Origin of the sequence: Pseudomonas kuykendallii (assembly GCF_900106975.1) — a bacterium.
Lineage (GTDB): Bacteria > Pseudomonadota > Gammaproteobacteria > Pseudomonadales > Pseudomonadaceae > Pseudomonas_O > Pseudomonas_O kuykendallii.
This window is the reverse complement of record NZ_FNNU01000005.1, coordinates 113,875-131,817: the sequence shown is the minus strand read 5'-3', so window position 1 is coordinate 131,817 and position 17,943 is coordinate 113,875. Positions and strand designations below refer to the sequence as shown.

Here is a 17,943-nt window from a genome sequence, read left to right as displayed (position 1 = left end):
AAGCATGCCGATCAGCGTCCATGAAAAAGCCGCCCGGAGGCGGCTTTTCTAACGCAGCGTAAGAGCGTGTCAGTACGCCATACCGGTTTTGTAGAGGTTCTCGAAGCAGAAGTTGGTGGCGTCGATGTAACCCTCGGCACTACCACAGTCGAAGCGCTTGCCTTTGAACTTGTACGCCAGCACGCAACCGTCCTGAGCTTGCTTGAGAAGCGCGTCGGTGATCTGGATCTCGCCGCCCTTGCCCGGCTCGGTATCTTCGATGAGCTTGAAGATGTCCGGCGTCAGGATGTAGCGACCGATGATGGCCAGGTTGGAAGGCGCATCTTCCGGCTTGGGCTTCTCGACCATGTTGTTGACGCGGTAGATGTCGTCACGGATCAGCTCGCCGGCGATCACGCCATACTTGGACGTTTCTTCCGGAGGCACTTCCTGGATCGCGATGATCGAGCAGCGGAACTGGTTGTACAGCTTGACCATCTGCTTCAGAACGCCGTCGCCCTCGAGGTTGAAGCAGAGGTCGTCGGCCAGAACCACGGCGAAAGGTTCGTCGCCAATCAGCGGGCGGCCGCAGAGAATGGCGTGACCTAGGCCCTTCATCTCGACTTGACGGGTGTAGGAGAAATTGCACTCATCGATCAGGCGACGGATACCGACCAGGTATTTTTCCTTGTCGGTGTTGCGAATCTGGTGTTCCAGCTCGTAGCTGATGTCGAAGTGGTCTTCCAGCGAACGCTTGCCGCGTCCCGTCACAATAGCAATTTGCGTAAGCCCTGCATCCAGCGCTTCCTCAACGCCGTACTGGATCAAGGGCTTGTTCACCACCGGCAGCATTTCCTTGGGCATGGCCTTGGTAGCGGGGAGAAAACGGGTTCCATAACCAGCAGCGGGAAACAGGCATTTCTTGATCATGAGAGTCCTTTAAGGGCATTACGAAAAAGTGCGGAGGCCAGTCTATCAGGCCGTTCCGGGCTTACAACGGCTGACTGGATTTTCCATGTCTTCCATCATTCGCCTCATCCTGAGGCCGTCCGTGAACGTCTGCATCTTTCCTGCAATCAAACTTCCTAGGCTTCCATGACGTTCGTATTACGCATGGTGATAGGTGGGCAAACCTGCCTCGCGCAGACGCCGTAGCGACTCGACCGGCGGAACCTCACCAAACTGCAGCGCCATATCTCTGCGCATCGTACTGATCAGACATTCGATGCGAGCATGGGTCGTAATCTGAGCGGCACTGACGACACGCTTGATCTCGGAACCATCCTTGCCGCGCAACGCCAGGAGATAACCGCCATCAGGACGAGCCGTAGCGGATGTTTGGTAACCAGGAAAGGAAGCGGCGATTGTTTCCAGAGCTTGATGCATGGGACGTCCTTGAGGCGATCATTTGTCGCCGTTAGAGAGCAGTCTTCATGCCAACCGAGCTTGAAATAAAAAATCTATAAAAACAATAAGTTAGAGCAAAATGATGTAGGTGATCTCGTGCAAATTGCATGACCCTGTGCTCTATGACTTGCAAATTGCAGGATGGTTCGAAGTAGCTGCGCATGCGCTCAGCCGTCGTCCAGCTTTCCGACCGGGAAAAAACACCCAAGTTCGAAAACGCGCCCGTTACTCGACTCGAAATGAAAAATGCCCGCCTCTTTCGAGGCGGGCATCTATCGCTGCTTCAACATTCGATCGGAGATCAGAAGCGTTCGATCTTCGCCTCGGCTTCCAGCTTCTTGCGATACGCGGCGAAATCCTGCTGTCCGCTTCGTGAGGCGAGGAATCGGCTATAGGACGCCTTCTCTTCGCTCGAAAGCGCCTGCTCCGGCTCGCTCACACCGCTGAGTTTCACCAGTACGTAGCTGCCGTTCGACAGCACCACACCGGTGTAAGCGGGTTTATCGGTGCCAGCGGCAGGCTTCGGCATACGGAAGACCGCCTGGAGCACCGCTGCTTCGACACCTTCCTGGTTTCGTGTAGCGGCTTCTACGGGCTGCCAGGTACCGGCCGCGCCCGCTTGCTGCACCGAGGTCTTGCCGTCGCGCAGACTGGCGAGCATCTCTTCACCCTTGGTTTTCGCCGCCTCGGTAGCGCGCTCTTTCAACAGCTGTTCGCGAATGGAAGACGAAACCTGCTCCAGGGCGAGCTGTTCGGGCATCCGGTGTTCTTTCACGCGGATCACTACGCTGGTTTCGGGATCGAGCTCGATCACGCCGCTGTTCGCACCGTCTTCAAGAACCTCTGGGCTAAACGCCGCCTGCAGCACTTGCCGATTGGCCGTCAGACCTTCGCCACCCTCGCGCCCGAACGGAGCGCTGGTCTGCACTTTCAGGCCGAGTTCCTGCGCAGGCTGGGCGAGATCCGACGCTTCGAACGACGCGTCCTCAAGCTGCTTGCTCACATCGACAAAACGCTGCTCGACTTCCTGGGATTTCAGATCATGTTCCAGCTTGCTCTTGAGGCTGGCGAAGCTGGGGACTTCGGGAGCCTGGACGTCGAGAAGCTTGATCAGATGCCATCCGAAGTCCGTGCGAACCGGTTCGGAAACCTGGCCTTTCTTGAGCGAATACAGCGCTTTCTCGAATGCAGGGTCGTAGACACCGGGACCTGCGAACCCGAGATTGCCGCCAGCAGCGGCCGAGCCCGGGTCTTCGGAAAACTGCTTGGCCTGCGCTGCGAAGTCGGCGCCGCCGTCGATGCGAGCCTTGATTTCGTCGATCTTGGCTTTTGCCTGCGCCTCGGTCTGCTTGTCATTTACCTCGATGAGGATGTGGCCGGCCTCGCGCTGCTCGGCCAGGCTACCGATTTCCTTCTGGTAGAGCGCTTGCAGATCCTCATCCTTGACTTGTGCTTGAGCGAAGAATGCCTCCTTCTTCAGCTCCACGTACTCAAGAACGACCTGCTCGGGACTCATGAACTGAGCGGCATGCGCGTCGTAGTAAGCCTTCGCCTCATCCTGGCTGACGGTTACACCGCTACCGTCCGCCGGCAGGGTCAGCGTCGCGAAATCCCGTGTCTGCTTCTCGAGGCGAGCGAATGCGCTCACCTCGGGATCAGTGACGAAACCGCTACCGGCAATACCTGCACGCAGTTGCCCGATGAGCATCTCTTGCTCGAGCATCTGACGGAACTGCAGACGGCTGTAGCCCATTTGCCGAATGACCTGGTCGAAACGCTCGCTACTGAACTGGCCTTCGCTCTGGAATTCGGGGGTACGCAGGATCAACTGGTCGATTGCAGGCTGTGAAAAGGCAAAACCTGCATCCTTGGCGCCCTGCAGCACCAATTTCCGCTCGATCAAGGACTTGAGAGCAGAATCTCTTAGAAGTTTGTCATCGAGTTGGGAAGCATCGAAATCCTTGCCCAATTGCTGAAGCAATTGGCGGCGCTGCATTTCTACGGCCTGATTCAATTCAGCAATGGCGATCTCATCGCCATTGACTTTGGCAGCGTCCTGCTTGTGATCGGTCGCTCTGAAAATGGCATCGAAACCTGTCAATGCCATGAGCAGGATGATGGCGCCGATGATGGTCTTGGCAATCCAGCCTTGTGAATTGTCCCTGATGTTCTGCAGCATGCGTCCCCCAGACAGCCATAACAAAAACGGCCGCGCAGCGTGGGTAGAATCCGGATAGAAGAAAGGCGCATCCGAGGATGCGCCTTCTCGTAAATGGCGGAGCGGACGGGACTCGAACCCGCGACCCCCGGCGTGACAGGCCGGTATTCTAACCGACTGAACTACCGCTCCGCAGCCGGATCAGGCCAATGCCGATCCGAAGGGCAAAGCCCGAAGACGCTTAGTTGACAGCGTCTTTCAGAGCTTTACCTGCTTTGAAGCCAGGGATCTTGGCAGCGTCGATTTTGATCGGGTTGCCAGTCTGCGGGTTACGGCCAGTGCGAGCGGCGCGCTCTTTCACTGCGAAGGTACCAAAGCCTACCAGTACCACGGAGTCACCAGCCTTCAGAGCGCCAGTGACGGATTCGATAACCGCGTCAAGCGCACGGCCAGCGACAGCTTTCGGGATATCAGCAGATGCGGCGATGGCATCGATCAGTTCCGACTTGTTCACTTAAGTCCCCTTATTTCTATTGAGTATGTTTTCTGTAATTAGGTGTTTGCGAAGCGGATGCTGGAGGGCCTGCCGACACAAGAGCCGCTTTATATCAAGGGCCAGAAAATAGTGTCAAGGACGCGTCCAGCTAGTGAGTACTGATTCTCTCCTTGGGATCAGTCTCCCGCTTGTCATCCTTCGCTACCAGCTCGGGAGCCGCATCGGGCAAGGGCTCCGGCGCGTATTGCAGCGCAATTTGCAGGACCTCGTCAATCCATTTGACCGGTTTAATCTGCAGGTCTCGCTTAATGTTCTCCGGAATTTCCTTCAAATCGCGAACGTTCTCTTCGGGGATGATGACGGTCTTGATTCCACCGCGATGAGCGGCGAGGAGCTTTTCCTTCAGCCCGCCGATTGCGAGCACTTGTCCTCGGAGGGTGATTTCACCCGTCATGGCAACATCCGCCCTGACCGGGATCTGCGTCAGCGCCGAAACCAACGCCGTGCACATGCCGACACCGGCACTCGGACCATCCTTCGGCGTCGCACCTTCGGGCATGTGGATGTGCACATCGCGCTTTTCATGGAAGTCGGGCGCGATACCAAGGCTCTTCGCGCGGCTACGAACGACCGTCAGGGCGGCGGTGATCGACTCCAACATGACGTCACCCAGCGAGCCCGTCTTGATGAGCTGACCTTTGCCGGGAACGACGGCGGACTCGATGGTCAGCAACTCCCCGCCTACCTGCGTCCACGCCAGCCCGGTCACCTGACCGATCTGATCCTGCTGCTCGGCCAGACCGTAGCGGAACTTGCGGACGCCCAGGAAATGCTCCAGAGATTCCGCGTCAATTGCAACCTTGAAGCGCTTCTCTGTCGCGTGCTCCTTGACCACCTTCCGGCAAATCTTGGCAATCTGCCGCTCCAGGCTACGCACCCCCGCTTCGCGCGTGTAATAACGAATGATGTCGCGCAGGGCGGCCTCATCGAACTCCACCTCGGTCTTCTTCAAGCCATTGGCCTGAACCTGCTTCGGCGCGAGGTACTTCTGAGCGATGTTGATCTTCTCATCTTCGGTGTAACCCGGCAGACGAATTACTTCCATGCGGTCCAGCAACGGCGCGGGGATGTTCATCGAGTTGGCGGTACACAGGAACATCACGTCGGAAAGGTCGTAGTCGACTTCCAGATAATGGTCGTTGAAGTTGTGGTTCTGTTCGGGATCCAGCACCTCGAGCAGTGCTGAAGCGGGATCGCCGCGCATATCGCTGCCCATCTTGTCGATCTCGTCGAGCAAGAACAGCGGGTTGCGGACACCCACCTTGGTCATTTTCTGAATCAGGCGCCCTGGCATCGATCCAATATAGGTGCGCCGGTGGCCGCGAATCTCTGCTTCGTCGCGTACGCCGCCGAGCGCCATCCGAACGAATTTGCGGTTGGTCGCGCGGGCGATGGACTCAGCCAGGGACGTCTTGCCGACGCCCGGAGGTCCTACCAGGCAAAGCACGGGGCCTTTGAGCTTCTTCACGCGCTTCTGTACCGCGAGGTACTCGAGGATACGCTCTTTCACTTCGTCGAGGCCGTAATGATCGGCGTCGAGGATATCCTCGGCTTTGCTTAGATCCAGGCGAACCTTGCTCTCAGCTTTCCACGGCACGTTGACCAGCCAGTCGATGTACGAGCGCACCACCGTCGCCTCGGCGGACATAGGCGACATTTGCTTGAGCTTGTTCAGCTCTGCCTGGGCCTTGGCCAACGCGTCCTTTGGCAACCCGGCAGCGTCGATGCGCTTCTTCAGGTCGTCGACTTCGTTGTGGCCTTCATCGATATCGCCGAGCTCCTTCTGAATGGCCTTCATCTGCTCGTTCAGGTAGTACTCGCGCTGACTGCGCTCCATCTGTTTCTTCACACGCCCACGAATGCGCTTCTCGACCTGCAGCAGGTCGATTTCTGCATCCAGCAGGGCCAACACATGCTCGATCCGCGGAGCGAGATCGGTGATCTCGAGGATTTCCTGCTTCTGTTCGATTTTCAACGCCATATGCGCGGCCATGGTGTCGACCAGGCGGCTTGGCTCATCGATGCTGTTGAGCGATGAAAGCACTTCTGCGGGCACTTTCTTGCCCAATTGAACGTACTGCTCGAACTGACTCAGCAAACTGCGGGTGAACACTTCCGCTTCACGATCAGGCGCTTCCTGCTCTTCGATCAGCGCCACATCGGCACGATAGTGGTCATCTACTTCATGGAATCGTTCGATTACGCCGCGCTGCTCGCCCTCGACCAAGACCTTGACGGTGCCGTCCGGCAGTTTCAGCAGCTGCAGGACCGTAGCGACTGTCCCAACGCGGTACAGAGCATCTTCGCGAGGGTCGTCGTCGGCCGGGTTCTTTTGTGCCAACAGGAGTATCTGCTTGTCCCCTGTCATCGCCGATTCCAGGGCCTCGATGGATTTATCGCGCCCTACGAACAGCGGAATCACCATGTGCGGATAAACCACGACATCGCGCAGCGGCAGGAGTGGCAAATCGATGGTTTTCTTCATGATTTTCGCTCTACGGCGGCCATGCGGCCATAAAATGAGTAGCCCTTGAAACTTAAGATGGGGCTAGGGGCATGAAAAAACAAGCCAGTAGAAAAAAGCAAAGGGGCCATCGGCCCCTTCGTTCGTTACGCCTCAGGCGCCGCCTTGGCTGGCGGCTCGCTGCTTTCATAGATGAGCAACGGCTTGGAGGTACCCTCGATGACACTCTCGTCGATGACCACCTTGCTGACATCGCTCTGGGACGGAATCTCGTACATGGTATCGAGCAACACGCCCTCAAGGATGGAACGCAATCCACGAGCGCCTGTTTTGCGCTCGAGCGCGCGGTGAGCAACGGCCTTCAGCGCGTCCTGACGGAATTCCAGGTCCACGCCTTCCATTTCGAATAGCTTGCCGTACTGCTTCGTCAGGGCGTTCTTGGGTTCGGTGAGGATCTGAACCAGCGCGGCCTCATCCAGCTCATCGAGCGTTGCGATAACCGGCAGACGACCCACGAACTCAGGAATCAAGCCGAACTTCACCAGATCATCGGGCTCGACGCCACGCAGCGCTTCGCCGACCTGCTTGCCCAGCTCCTTGCTGCGAACTTCGGCATTGAAGCCGATGCCGCCCCGGGTTGAACGGTTGTGGATGACCTTCTCCAAACCAGAGAACGCTCCACCGCAGATGAACAGGATGTTACGCGTATCGACCTGCAGAAACTCCTGCTGCGGATGCTTGCGACCACCCTGAGGAGGCACGGAAGCCACGGTTCCTTCGATCAGCTTGAGGAGCGCCTGCTGCACACCCTCGCCCGACACGTCCCGGGTAATCGACGGGTTATCAGACTTGCGCGAAATCTTGTCGATTTCATCGATGTAGACGATACCCATCTGGGCCTTTTCGACATCGTAATCGCATTTCTGCAGCAGCTTCTGAATGATGTTCTCTACGTCCTCGCCAACGTAGCCGGCCTCTGTAAGGGTCGTAGCATCAGCGATGGTGAACGGAACGTTGAGCAACCGAGCGAGCGTTTCGGCGAGCAGGGTCTTACCCGAGCCGGTAGGCCCGATGAGCAGGATATTGCTCTTGCCGAGTTCGACATCGTCTTTCTTTTCGCGCTGATTCAAGCGCTTGTAGTGGTTGTAAACCGCTACGGCGAGAACCTTCTTGGCGCGCTCCTGACCGATCACGTACTGATCCAGGATTCCGCTGATTTCCTTGGGTGCCGGCAGCTTGTGCGAACTACTTTCAGCCTGTGCTTCCTGCACCTCCTCGCGGATGATGTCGTTGCACAGGTCGACGCACTCGTCGCAGATAAACACGGAGGGGCCGGCAATAAGTTTGCGCACTTCGTGCTGGCTTTTGCCGCAGAAGGAGCAATAAAGCAGTTTGCCGTTGTCCTCGCCATTGCGGGTGTCAGTCATTCGATCAATCCAATCCGGGTAGGCTTGAAACACAAGATGAAGGCAATTGCGGGCATTTTCAAGCCCGCGAACGGCCAGACATTGTCCGGCCGTATCGGACGGCGCCGTTTAGCTCGCCATCTGGCGCTGGACGAGAACCTGATCCACCAGGCCGTATTCGGCGGCACGTTCAGCGTTCATAAAGTTGTCGCGGTTGGTGTCACGCTCGATGGTTTCGATGTCCTGGCCGGTGTGAAACGCCAGCAATTCATTCAGGCGCGCGCGAATCGAGAGGATTTCCTTGGCATGGATGTCGATGTCCGACGCCTGCCCCTGAAAACCACCCAGCGGCTGGTGGATCATCATCCGCGAGTTCGGCAGGCAGGAGCGTTTGCCCTTGGCACCGCCCGCGAGCAGGAACGCCCCCATGCTGCAGGCCTGGCCGATGCAGATGGTGGAGACGTCGGGCTTGATGAACTGCATGGTGTCGTAGATCGACATACCGGCAGTGACCGAGCCACCCGGCGAGTTGATGTACAGGTGGATATCCTTGTCCGGGTTTTCCGCTTCGAGGAACAGAAGCTGAGCGGCTACCAGGTTGGCCATATAGTCTTCCACAGGCCCTACCAGGAAGATGATGCGTTCCTTGAGAAGGCGAGAATAGATGTCATAGGCGCGCTCGCCGCGAGCGGACTGTTCGACGACCATCGGCACCAGGCCGCCGGCTGCTTGGATTTCAGGCATTTGCATGAATGGATTACGGGACATGTCCTGCGATCGCTCCTAATGGGTCAGATCCAAAAACGCATAAGCCAGCTCGACGGCTGGCTTATGGTGTACTCGAACGAAAGAGAGAATCAGGCGGCCTGCGGTGCTTCCGCCGGCTTGACAGCTTCTTCGTAGGAGACCTGCTTGTCGGTCACCTTGGCCTTCTGCAGGACAGTATCTACAACTTGCTCTTCCAGCACAACCGAGCGGACTTCACCCAGTTGCTGGTCGTTCTTGTAGTACCAGGACACGACCTGCTCCGGCTCCTGATAGGCGGATGCCATCTCCTGGATCATCTCGCGAACACGTGCTTCGTCCGGCTTTAGCTCGAACTGCTTGACCACCTCGGCAACGACCAGACCCAGCAGGACGCGACGCTTGGCTTGCTCTTCGAAGAGCTCCGCAGGCAGTTGATCGGCCTTGATGTTGCTGCCGAACTGCTGCACGGCCTGCGCACGCAGACGATCGATTTCATTGCTGACCAGCGCTTTCGGCACTTCGACCGGATTGCTGGCGAGCAGCGCTTCCATGACCTGATTCTTGACCTTGGACTTGATCGCCTGACGCAGCTCACGCTCCATGTTCTTGCGAACTTCGGTACGGAAGCCTTCCAGACCGCCTTCCTTGATACCGAACAGGGCGAAGAAAGCATCGTTCAGCTCAGGCAGCTTCGGCGCAGCGACGCTGTTTACGGTTACGGTGAACTCGGCGGTTTTGCCGGCAAGATCAAGGTTCTGGTAATCCGCCGGGAAGGTCGGGGTGATGACGCGCTCTTCACCGGCCTTCACGCCAACCAGAGCGTCTTCGAAACCCGGAATCATACGGCCGGAGCCGAGAACCAGCGCGGTGCCCTTTGCCGAGCCGCCAGCGAAGGCTTCGCCGTCCAGCTTGCCAACGAAGTCGATGTTCAGCTGATCGCCATTTTCAGCGGCGCGGTCGACGTTCTCGAAGCTGGTATTCTGCTTGCGCAGGATGTCCAGCATGTTGTCGACATCGCTGTCGGCCACGTCGGCTTGCAGGCGCTCGATTTCGACGTTATCGAAGCTGGCGACCTGGAATTCCGGGAAGATTTCGAAGGTGGCGACGTACTCGAGATCCTTGCCCTTCTCGAACACTTTAGGCTCTACGGCCGGCGCACCGGCAGGGTTCAGCTTCTGCTCGACGATGGCTTCATAGAAAGTCGACTGGATCAGGTCGCCCAGCGCTTCCTGCCGTGCAGCTGATTCGTAGCGCTGACGGATGACGCTCATCGGCACCTTGCCGGGACGGAAGCCGGCGACCTTGGCACGACTGGCAGTCTGCTGCAGACGCTTGTTGACTTCGGTCTCGATGCGCTCGGCAGGCACGCCAATGGTCATGCGGCGCTCCAGAGCGGAGGTGCTTTCAACAGAAACTTGCATGGATATTCCTCGTTGCACAGACATGGCCGGGCATTCCGACCCCAGAATCAAGGTCATGCATTCTAGTGGCTCGAAGGGCAGAAGTCACCCGTCCGCATTTCACGACACATCTATTACGAACTGCCGCAGCGGATTTTTCGCTGCGATGCGCCGCAGTCACCACAGCGGCGCGGCGACGACATATCATAGGGCCAGCTCAGCGCTTCGCTACCTCGCTCGCTCCTGACGGAACATCACGATGCCAGACCACACTTCCCAGCATTGCTTTCTCCAAGACGGCGGGCAAATGGGCGACGAGGTGCGTGCGCACGATTGGGCCGCTACGCCGCTGGGTCCGATCGGCGAATGGTCCGCCGCACTGCGGGTGACCGTGCAAACGGTGCTGAACTCCAAGTTCCCCAAGTGCCTTCTCTGGGGCAAGTCCTTCACGGCCATCTACAACGACGCGTTCCGCCCGATCCTGGGTGACAAGCCGCAACCCTTGGGGCGCTCATTTGCCGAGATATGGAGCGAAGCCTGGGACACGCTCGGCCCGATCATAGAACGAGCGCTCTGCGGCGAAGCGACCTATATCGAGGACTACCCGACACCAATCCACCGGCACGGCTACCTCGAACACGCCTACTTCACCTTCTGCTACAGCCCCGTACATGACGAGCATGGCGCCATCGTCGGCGTTATCGATACCGTGGTGGAAACCACCCAACGCTTCGTCGTCGAGCGCGATCTGCACTCCCTGGCCGCGTCGCTGGAAAGCGAGATCGCCTTGCGTACCGCCGATCGCAACCGTCTCTGGCAGCTGTCCACGGACCTGATCCTAGTGGCGCGCCTCGACGGCATCATCGCCTCGATTAACCCCGCCTGGAGCAGCGTTCTCGGCTGGGAGGAGAAACAGCTGGTAGGCAATTACCTGCTCGACCTGGTGCACGGGGACGATCTGGGCGACTGGAAGAACGCGGTGGCAGCGCTGCGCGAGGGCACGCCGATGAAACGGTTCGAGAGCCGCCTGCGCCATCGCGATGGCAGCTATCGCTGGATCAACTGGACGGCTGTTCCCGGCGACGGGCTGATCAATGCGGTCGGCCGCGACTTCACTGCGGAAAAGCTACAGGCGCAGGCGCTCCAGCACACCGAGGAACTGCTCCGCCATAGCCAGAAGATGGAAGCCGTGGGGCAACTCACGGGTGGGCTGGCGCATGACTTCAACAACCTGCTCGGCGGAATCGCCGGCAGCCTGGAGATGCTCGAAACCCGCGTCCACCAAGGCCGTATCGACGAACTCGGGCGCTACATAGCCGCTGGAAAGAACGCCACGCAGCGTGCCGCCGCCCTCACCCATCGCCTGCTGGCGTTTTCCCGGCGACAGACGCTGGACCCCAGGCCGACCGACATCAACCGCCTGGTCAGCGGAATGGAAGAGCTGATCCGGCGCACCATGGGGCCGAAAATCCAGGTCGAAGTGGTCAGCAACGAGGCCCTCTGGACCGCATTCGCCGACACCAATCAGCTCGAAAACTCGCTGCTCAACTTCTGCATCAACGCGCGTGACGCGATGCCGGATGGCGGCACGCTGACCATCGAGACGAACAACCATTCACTGGACCTCGGCGAGGCGGGCGAGCGCGGCCTGGCTCCAGGCGAGTACGTGTCGCTTTGCGTGATCGACACCGGCAGCGGGATGCCGGCGGAGGTTATCGAGCGCGCCTTCGATCCGTTCTTCACGACCAAGCCGACCGGCCAGGGAACCGGCCTCGGGCTTTCGATGGTTTATGGCTTCGCCCGTCAATCCGGTGGACAGGTGAGGATCGTTTCGGAACCCGGCCAAGGCACCACCCTGTGCCTTTATCTCCCGCGCCACCACGGCCAACCTGAAACCATCGAAGAGCCCGCCTACGCCAAGCCCCCGCAGGCCCGGCAAAGCGAAGCCATCCTGGTGATCGACGATGAGCCGATCCTGCGGATGCTGATCGTCGAGATTCTGCAGGAACAGGGTTACTGCGTACTGGAAGCTGAAGACGGGCCATCCGGGCTGGCGGTGATCCAGAGCGGAGCGCCCATCGATCTGCTCATCACCGATGTAGGGCTTCCCGGCGGCCTGAATGGCCGGCAGGTAGCCGATGCCGCACGCCAGCAACGGCCCGATCTCAAGGTCCTGTTTATCACCGGCTACGCCGAAAATGCCGTCATTGGTAGCGGACAACTGGACCCGGGCATGCAAGTGCTGACCAAGCCGTTCGCCATGGACGCCTTCGTCGAGCGGATCAGCCACTTCCTCAAAGAGCCCTCCCACTAAGCCCCCTTAAGTTGACGCTCTCGGCTGCGCCTCGATTCAAGCGCTTTTTCGCGTCGCCGACCTGTGTATGATTGGCCTAGGGTGTTACCGCGTGCTCCGCGCGGTGCAGGTCAATCAGCGCTGGTCGGGCCGCCACGCGGAGAGCGCTCGCCCGTGAAATCCCATTCTTCCCCCTCGCCCCTCCCCCGCGCGCAACTTCTCGCCGAACGCGCCTTTTCCGCCATCGAACGATTCATGCACGTCGAAGCCGTCAGCGGAATCGTGCTTCTCACCGCGGCCGCGCTGGCGCTGATCTGGGCGAACAGCCCTGCTTCGGACAGCTACCACGCCCTTTGGCACACGCCGGTATCGATTAGCGCGGGCAGCTACTCGATCTCGCATTCGCTGCACTTCTGGATCAACGATGGGCTCATGACGGTGTTCTTCCTGGTGGTCGGGGTAGAGATCCGCCGCGAGATACACGAAGGCGCGCTCGCCAGCGTCCGCCTCGCATCGCTGCCCCTCGCCGCAGCACTCGGTGGCGTGACCGTCCCGGCGATCATCTACGCGTGCCTCAACTCCGACCCCGTGCACGTAAAAGGCTGGGCGGTGCCCACCGCCACCGACATCGCGTTCGCCGTGGGGGTATTGGCATTGCTGGGCCGAGCGATCCCCAGCAACGTTCGCGTACTGCTGCTCGCACTGGCGATCATCGATGACATCGTGGCGGTGCTGATCATCGCCGCCTTTTATGGCGCCGGACTCGATTACACCGGCCTGCTGATCGCCGCGGTCGGCGTGCTGATGGTCCTGGGCCTTCAGCGAATGGGCATCAGCAACGCCTTCGCCTACGTCGTTCCCGGCGTCGTGCTGTGGACCGGGCTGCTGCAGACCGGCGCCCATCCCACGCTGGCAGGCGTCGTCCTAGGCCTGATGACACCGGTATTGCCGCGCCGCGGCCGGGAACGCCCGATCGACTCCGTGGTGGAAGTTGTCGGCGATCTGCGCAAACACGCGAACGCCGCCAAGCCTCAGCCCGAGGCCCTGGCACCCCGGCTCAAGCACCTCAAGCGCGCGCAGCGGGAGCTGATGCCTCCGGTTTCGCGCGTACAGAACGCCCTGCACCCCTGGGTCGCGTTCGGCGTGATGCCGCTGTTCGCACTGGCAAACGCCGGCGTGACGCTGGGCGGCGTCAATCTCGACCTCGATGGCTCGCAAACGGTCCTGCTCGGCGTTTTCCTCGCCCTGGTGGTGGGCAAGCCAATTGGCGTGATCGCCGCCAGTGTATTGGTCGTCCGCCTGGGGTGGTGCCGCCTTCCACCGCACGTCACCTGGCCAGGCGTGTGTGTCGTCGGTTTGCTCGCAGGGATTGGCTTCACTATGTCAATCTTCATCGCCAACCTGGCGTTCGATAATGAAAACCTGCTGAACGCGGCCAAACTCGGCGTGCTACTCGCCTCGGTGGTCGCCGCCGTGATCGGTCTCAGTTGGGGACTCCTCTACGCCAGACGCAACAGAGTGGCTGCAAACCCCGAACACGCGAAAGGAGCGTAGGAATGAATGCACTGGATTGGGTGAAGTGGATTTTTCGTAAACGAAAACTGGCGCGCACCGTGAAAGGGTTTTCCGCCAGCATCAGCTCCTTCGCTACCAGCGATGTCGTGTTCGGCGAATACATCAGCCTGTGGGGCGGCTCGACCGTTTACGACGCCACCATCGGGCGCTACACCTATCTGGCGGGCTGCAAGGCCGTGAACATCGATATCGGCTCCTTTTGCAGCATTGGCCCCGGCACGCGACTGGGCGGCCTGGGCTCGCACCCGGTCGACATGCTGAGCACCCATCCGGTGTTCTATTCGACCCTCAAGCAATGCGGCGTGAGTTTTTCCGACAAGGATTACTTCGAGGAACTCAAGCGGACCTATGTCGGCCATGACGTGTGGATCGGCGCCAACGTGGTGGTCTTCGACGGCGTCAAGATTGGCGACGGCGCCATCATTGCCGCTGGCGCGGTAGTGACCAAGGACGTTCCGCCCTACGCGATCGTTGGCGGCGTCCCGGCCAAAGTCATCAAATACCGCTTCGAACCCGAGGACATCGAGCGCCTCGAGGCGCTTCAGTGGTGGCACCTGCCTGCGGAAGTCCTGAAGGAAAAGGCTGCATTGATTCGTGGATCGGATGTCCAGGCCCTTGTTGCGGGACTGTCGGGAGCGCGCACCCAGAACGAGATCGACTCCTCGCGGCAAACGTCACCAGAGCTGGCTCGTTAGCGTCAGTACGCACAACGACTCATTCCGTCGGATCTCGGCGTAGGCACGGAACGCGCGGTGCTAAACGAGGTCCAGACATTCGCTGCGCACTGCTGCGCGGCACCTGCAATTGCCTTTTAACGAAACGCCCTAGGCGCTGACAGGAGAAGCAATTGGACATCAAGACCGTATTCTTCAAGATAAACCTGACATTTCTGATGATCGCCCTTGCCGTGGGCGGCTACACCTTCATGGCCAGAACAACCGCTGACGGTTCGCGCGAAGCCGCGCTCCAGGCGTGGGCAAGTTCGAGTTCCGTAACGGCCCCTACCAACTATCAGGCATGCGAGCCAGGCAAGGCGCGCGCGATATCGGGCGACGAAAACTCCGACTGCTCGATTCAGCGTCAGGCGGACTCCATCTACAAAATGATCATCGAAGCCCCAGCCACGAGCGCCGGACAAAGGGCGATCGTGAAGAAGTAGCTCGAACTCTTGTTTTGTATGCCTTGGCGGGCAAAGGCGGCGCATGCGATGCCGCCTTTGTCGTTGCTACTCGCCTTATAGAGCATTCGCTCGTATCCATTACTTCCAAACTCGGCCTCTCACTTCTGTGAAGACCTCTCTCTGTTTATCGGACATTCGGCGCCTGGTAGCACTGGCCTTTTGTATCAGCATGAATACAATCGAATAACTCGAATAAATCGAATGAGCGAGAACGGTAGTAATGGAGTACCCATTCAGTTTTAGATGGACGAAGCAGCACGAAGCCTTTTGTATCGCCGAACGCATTTACCTCAACCATGCGCAAAAAGTTACAGGCGTCTACCGTGCAAGAAATTGGTGGCTGCTGGAAAAAGGGCAAAAAATCAAAATCACTTGCGAAGTGACCACTGAAAACAACTCGTCGATGCCCAACCGCAGCTTTTGCACGATAGGTGCGCACTCCTACGCCAATAGCAAGCTCCCTGCCGACATGCAGATTGGACGATATTGCAGCCTCGCATCCGGCATTACGATTATGGGGTCCCAGCATCCGATAGATCGTTTCACCACCAGCCCAGTTACGTACATCAAGGTTTTCGCAGAAAAATCACTGGACGGTTATGCAGGAAACTATGAAATAACCCCCTTCGAAGGGATGTTTGCACCCTCACCCAAGGTAGGTCATGACGTGTGGATTGGAGGAGACGTTGTATTGAAGGGCGGTATCACAATAGGGCACGGCGCCATTATCGCGAGTAACGCCGTGGTGACAAAGGATGTTCCACCCTACGCGATCGTAGCCGGCGTCCCGGCCAAGGTCATCCGCTATCGCTTCCCTAGCGAGATCGTAGATAGACTGCTGGCCCTCTCCTGGTGGGATTATAAATATACCGATCTACCAACTGGCGAAGTGGATGGGGTGGAAGACTTTATCGTCACGCTGGAGAAGAAGATTTCCACGCAGGAAATAACCAAGCATGAATTCAAGAAAATAAATCTCTCGAAGGAGTTTTACAGACTGGCAAACCAATAGCTTGTCGCTGGATACGCTGTACCTGCAATGTTGCACCTGCACATTTAGCCAGGGAGCACCTAAAGCCGGAAGTACGGGTACGCAGATCCTTGTCGCCTGGCAGCCGATCAAGCGGGGCGACCGTAACGCGCACATCAAAACGCCAAACCCATCCTGAACAACGAAAAAAGGCAGCCCATTTCGGAGCTGCCTTTTTTGTGCCCATTCCCAAGTGTTCCCAAATCGCCCCCATTAAAGACCGAGCTAGAACTTTTCTCATTGGAAAACAGCGGGTTACATGGTGCGGACGGAGAGACTCGAACTCTCACACCTTGCGGCGCCAGAACCTAAATCTGGTGTGTCTACCAATTCCACCACGTCCGCATGACGCTGAAACGAAAACGCCAGGTACTGGACCTGGCGTTTTCTCGAATATGGGGTGGACGATGGGAATCGAACCCACGACACCAGGAGCCACAATCCTGTGCTCTACCAACTGAGCTACGCCCACCATATTACGTTTGCCTGTGCCTGAGCGGCCAAATGGCGCACCCGGCAGGACTCGAACCTGCGACCATCCGCTTAGAAGGCGGATGCTCTATCCAACTGAGCTACGGGCGCTTAATCATCTGCATTCGAAAGCGAAGCGCGGACTTAAAAGCGTTGGTCTCAAGGGTCGAATTCTACCCTTTTTCCATCTTACCCAGCGGCTGGCTGTGCTCGACAAGCGGGGCGAATCTTATAGAGAGGCCTGCACCACGTCAACACTCGGATTGAAAAAATATTCAGGTATTTAAAGAGCTTACGGGGAAACGCCAATCAGCCGACTTTGCCCGCCCGCGACGCCATGCGAGAATGCGCGTCCTTTTTCAATCCTTCCCGATGGTTAACCAAGCGCAATGACTGCACAACTGATCGACGGCAAAGCGATCGCCGCCAGCCTCCGCCTGCAGATCGCCCAACGTGTTGCCGAGCGGCGTCTTCAGGGTCTTCGTGCACCTGGACTGGCGGTGATTCTGGTGGGTAGCGACCCGGCGTCCCAGGTCTACGTTTCGCACAAGCGCAAGGACTGCGAGGAGGTCGGCTTCGACTCCCGCGCCTACGACCTGCCCGCCGAAACCAGCCAGGAAGAACTGCTGGGCCTGATCGACAGCCTCAACGAGAACCCGGAGATCGACGGCATCCTCGTGCAATTGCCGTTGCCGGCACACCTGGACGCATCGCTGCTGCTCGAACGCATCAGCCCGGACAAGGACGTCGATGGCTTCCACCCGTACAACATCGGCCGCCTGGCGCAGCGCATGCCGATGCTTCGCCCGTGCACGCCGAAAGGCATCATCACCCTCCTCGCCAGCACCGGCGTCGATCTCTACGGGCTCAACGCCGTGGTGGTAGGCGCGTCCAACATCGTTGGCCGGCCGATGGCGCTGGAGTTGCTGCTGGCCGGCTGCACTGTCACCGTCACCCATCGCTTCACCAAGGACCTGGCGGCGCACGTCGCCAATGCCGATCTGCTGGTGGTAGCGGTCGGCAAGCCGGGGCTGGTCAAGGGCGAGTGGATCAAGCCGGGCGCGATCGTCGTCGACGTCGGCATCAACCGCCAGGAAGACGGCAAGCTGGTCGGCGACGTGGAGTACCAACCGGCGCTGCAACGTGCCAGCTGGATCACCCCGGTTCCCGGCGGCGTCGGCCCGATGACCCGCGCCTGCCTGCTGGAGAACACCCTGTACGCCGCCGAGCACCTGCACGCCTGAGGATTGCAACGCCGCAACGGAACGAAGGGCACC

13 protein-coding genes, 4 tRNA genes and 1 pseudogene are annotated in these 17,943 nt (G+C 58.9%); 6 read left to right on the top strand and 12 right to left on the bottom strand.

Going from position 1 to position 17,943, the window contains the following annotated elements:
* Positions 1-69 precede the first annotated feature (69 nt).
* The 9 genes from galU to tig all read right to left on the bottom strand — a co-directional run bounded on the left by galU (position 70) and on the right by tig (position 10,138).
* Positions 70-909, bottom strand: coding sequence for a UTP--glucose-1-phosphate uridylyltransferase GalU (galU, locus tag BLV15_RS16570; protein WP_090230693.1), 840 nt, complete (start codon positions 907-909; stop codon positions 70-72).
* 177 nt (positions 910-1,086) lie between these two features.
* A complete protein-coding gene (locus BLV15_RS16565) occupies positions 1,087-1,365 on the bottom strand; it encodes a DUF3509 domain-containing protein (protein WP_090230690.1) in 279 nt (92 codons plus the stop codon).
* A 322-nt stretch (positions 1,366-1,687) separates the two neighbouring features.
* Positions 1,688-3,565, bottom strand: a complete 1,878-nt coding sequence (locus BLV15_RS16560) for a SurA N-terminal domain-containing protein (RefSeq protein ID WP_090230688.1) — start codon at positions 3,563-3,565, stop codon at positions 1,688-1,690.
* Positions 3,566-3,659: 94 nt separating this feature from the next.
* Positions 3,660-3,736, bottom strand: a tRNA-Asp gene (locus BLV15_RS16555).
* A 49-nt stretch (positions 3,737-3,785) separates the two neighbouring features.
* Positions 3,786-4,058: an HU family DNA-binding protein gene (locus tag BLV15_RS16550; RefSeq protein ID WP_090230685.1), complete on the bottom strand. Its 273-nt coding sequence runs from the start codon at positions 4,056-4,058 to the stop codon at positions 3,786-3,788.
* Between the two features lie 130 nt (positions 4,059-4,188).
* The gene (lon, locus tag BLV15_RS16545) at positions 4,189-6,585 is read right to left on the bottom strand and encodes an endopeptidase La (RefSeq protein WP_090230683.1); all 2,397 of its coding nucleotides are present in this window, start codon (positions 6,583-6,585) and stop codon (positions 4,189-4,191) included.
* Positions 6,586-6,710: 125 nt separating this feature from the next.
* The gene (gene clpX, locus BLV15_RS16540; protein WP_090230681.1) at positions 6,711-7,991 is read right to left on the bottom strand and encodes an ATP-dependent Clp protease ATP-binding subunit ClpX; all 1,281 of its coding nucleotides are present in this window, start codon (positions 7,989-7,991) and stop codon (positions 6,711-6,713) included.
* Between the two features lie 108 nt (positions 7,992-8,099).
* Positions 8,100-8,738, bottom strand: coding sequence for an ATP-dependent Clp endopeptidase proteolytic subunit ClpP (gene clpP / locus BLV15_RS16535; RefSeq protein WP_090230678.1), 639 nt, complete (start codon positions 8,736-8,738; stop codon positions 8,100-8,102).
* An 89-nt stretch (positions 8,739-8,827) separates the two neighbouring features.
* Positions 8,828-10,138 carry a trigger factor gene (gene tig / locus BLV15_RS16530; RefSeq protein WP_090230676.1) on the bottom strand — a complete coding sequence of 437 codons (1,311 nt, stop codon included), beginning with the start codon at positions 10,136-10,138 and terminating at the stop codon, positions 8,828-8,830.
* Between the two features lie 238 nt (positions 10,139-10,376).
* On the opposite strand from tig, the gene BLV15_RS16525 reads away from it, so the two are divergent.
* The 5 genes and pseudogenes from BLV15_RS16525 to BLV15_RS16505 all read left to right on the top strand — a co-directional run bounded on the left by BLV15_RS16525 (position 10,377) and on the right by BLV15_RS16505 (position 16,177).
* Positions 10,377-12,431, top strand: coding sequence for an ATP-binding protein (locus tag BLV15_RS16525; protein WP_090230673.1), 2,055 nt, complete (start codon positions 10,377-10,379; stop codon positions 12,429-12,431).
* A 234-nt stretch (positions 12,432-12,665) separates the two neighbouring features.
* On the top strand, positions 12,666-13,964 hold the full coding sequence (nhaA, locus tag BLV15_RS16520) for a Na+/H+ antiporter NhaA (RefSeq protein WP_090230670.1): 1,299 nt from the start codon (positions 12,666-12,668) through the stop codon (positions 13,962-13,964).
* Positions 13,965-14,329: 365 nt separating this feature from the next.
* Positions 14,330-14,513: pseudogene (locus BLV15_RS22580) on the top strand (DapH/DapD/GlmU-related protein); the annotation flags it as partial.
* A gap of 319 nt (positions 14,514-14,832) precedes the next feature.
* Entirely contained in the window at positions 14,833-15,144 is a 312-nt protein-coding gene (locus BLV15_RS16510; RefSeq protein WP_090230666.1) for a hypothetical protein, read from the top strand.
* Between the two features lie 241 nt (positions 15,145-15,385).
* Positions 15,386-16,177, top strand: a complete 792-nt coding sequence (locus tag BLV15_RS16505; protein WP_090230664.1) for a CatB-related O-acetyltransferase — start codon at positions 15,386-15,388, stop codon at positions 16,175-16,177.
* Between the two features lie 278 nt (positions 16,178-16,455).
* Here BLV15_RS16505 and BLV15_RS16500 read toward each other — a convergent pair.
* The 3 genes from BLV15_RS16500 to BLV15_RS16490 all read right to left on the bottom strand — a co-directional run bounded on the left by BLV15_RS16500 (position 16,456) and on the right by BLV15_RS16490 (position 16,777).
* Positions 16,456-16,540, bottom strand: a tRNA-Leu gene (locus tag BLV15_RS16500).
* A 51-nt stretch (positions 16,541-16,591) separates the two neighbouring features.
* Positions 16,592-16,667 (bottom strand) — tRNA-His (locus BLV15_RS16495).
* 33 nt (positions 16,668-16,700) lie between these two features.
* Positions 16,701-16,777 (bottom strand) — tRNA-Arg (locus BLV15_RS16490).
* A gap of 278 nt (positions 16,778-17,055) precedes the next feature.
* On the opposite strand from BLV15_RS16490, the gene folD reads away from it, so the two are divergent.
* Entirely contained in the window at positions 17,056-17,910 is an 855-nt protein-coding gene (gene folD / locus BLV15_RS16485) for a bifunctional methylenetetrahydrofolate dehydrogenase/methenyltetrahydrofolate cyclohydrolase FolD (protein WP_090230662.1), read from the top strand.
* Positions 17,911-17,943 lie beyond the last annotated feature (33 nt).

What these genes read in the sequence shown, in the direction of transcription:
- galU (WP_090230693.1), bottom strand. Translation starts at nt 909, where the DNA reads ATGATCAAGAAATGCCTGTTTCCCGCTGCTGGTTATGGAACCCGTTTT.
- BLV15_RS16565 (WP_090230690.1), bottom strand. Translation starts at nt 1,365, where the DNA reads ATGCATCAAGCTCTGGAAACAATCGCCGCTTCCTTTCCTGGTTACCAA.
- BLV15_RS16560 (WP_090230688.1), bottom strand. Translation starts at nt 3,565, where the DNA reads ATGCTGCAGAACATCAGGGACAATTCACAAGGCTGGATTGCCAAGACC.
- lon (WP_090230683.1), bottom strand. Translation starts at nt 6,585, where the DNA reads ATGAAGAAAACCATCGATTTGCCACTCCTGCCGCTGCGCGATGTCGTG.
- clpX (WP_090230681.1), bottom strand. Translation starts at nt 7,991, where the DNA reads ATGACTGACACCCGCAATGGCGAGGACAACGGCAAACTGCTTTATTGC.
- clpP (WP_090230678.1), bottom strand. Translation starts at nt 8,738, where the DNA reads ATGTCCCGTAATCCATTCATGCAAATGCCTGAAATCCAAGCAGCCGGC.
- tig (WP_090230676.1), bottom strand. Translation starts at nt 10,138, where the DNA reads ATGCAAGTTTCTGTTGAAAGCACCTCCGCTCTGGAGCGCCGCATGACC.
- BLV15_RS16525 (WP_090230673.1), top strand. Translation starts at nt 10,377, where the DNA reads ATGCCAGACCACACTTCCCAGCATTGCTTTCTCCAAGACGGCGGGCAA.
- nhaA (WP_090230670.1), top strand. Translation starts at nt 12,666, where the DNA reads ATGCACGTCGAAGCCGTCAGCGGAATCGTGCTTCTCACCGCGGCCGCG.
- BLV15_RS16505 (WP_090230664.1), top strand. Translation starts at nt 15,386, where the DNA reads ATGGAGTACCCATTCAGTTTTAGATGGACGAAGCAGCACGAAGCCTTT.
- folD (WP_090230662.1), top strand. Translation starts at nt 17,056, where the DNA reads ATGACTGCACAACTGATCGACGGCAAAGCGATCGCCGCCAGCCTCCGC.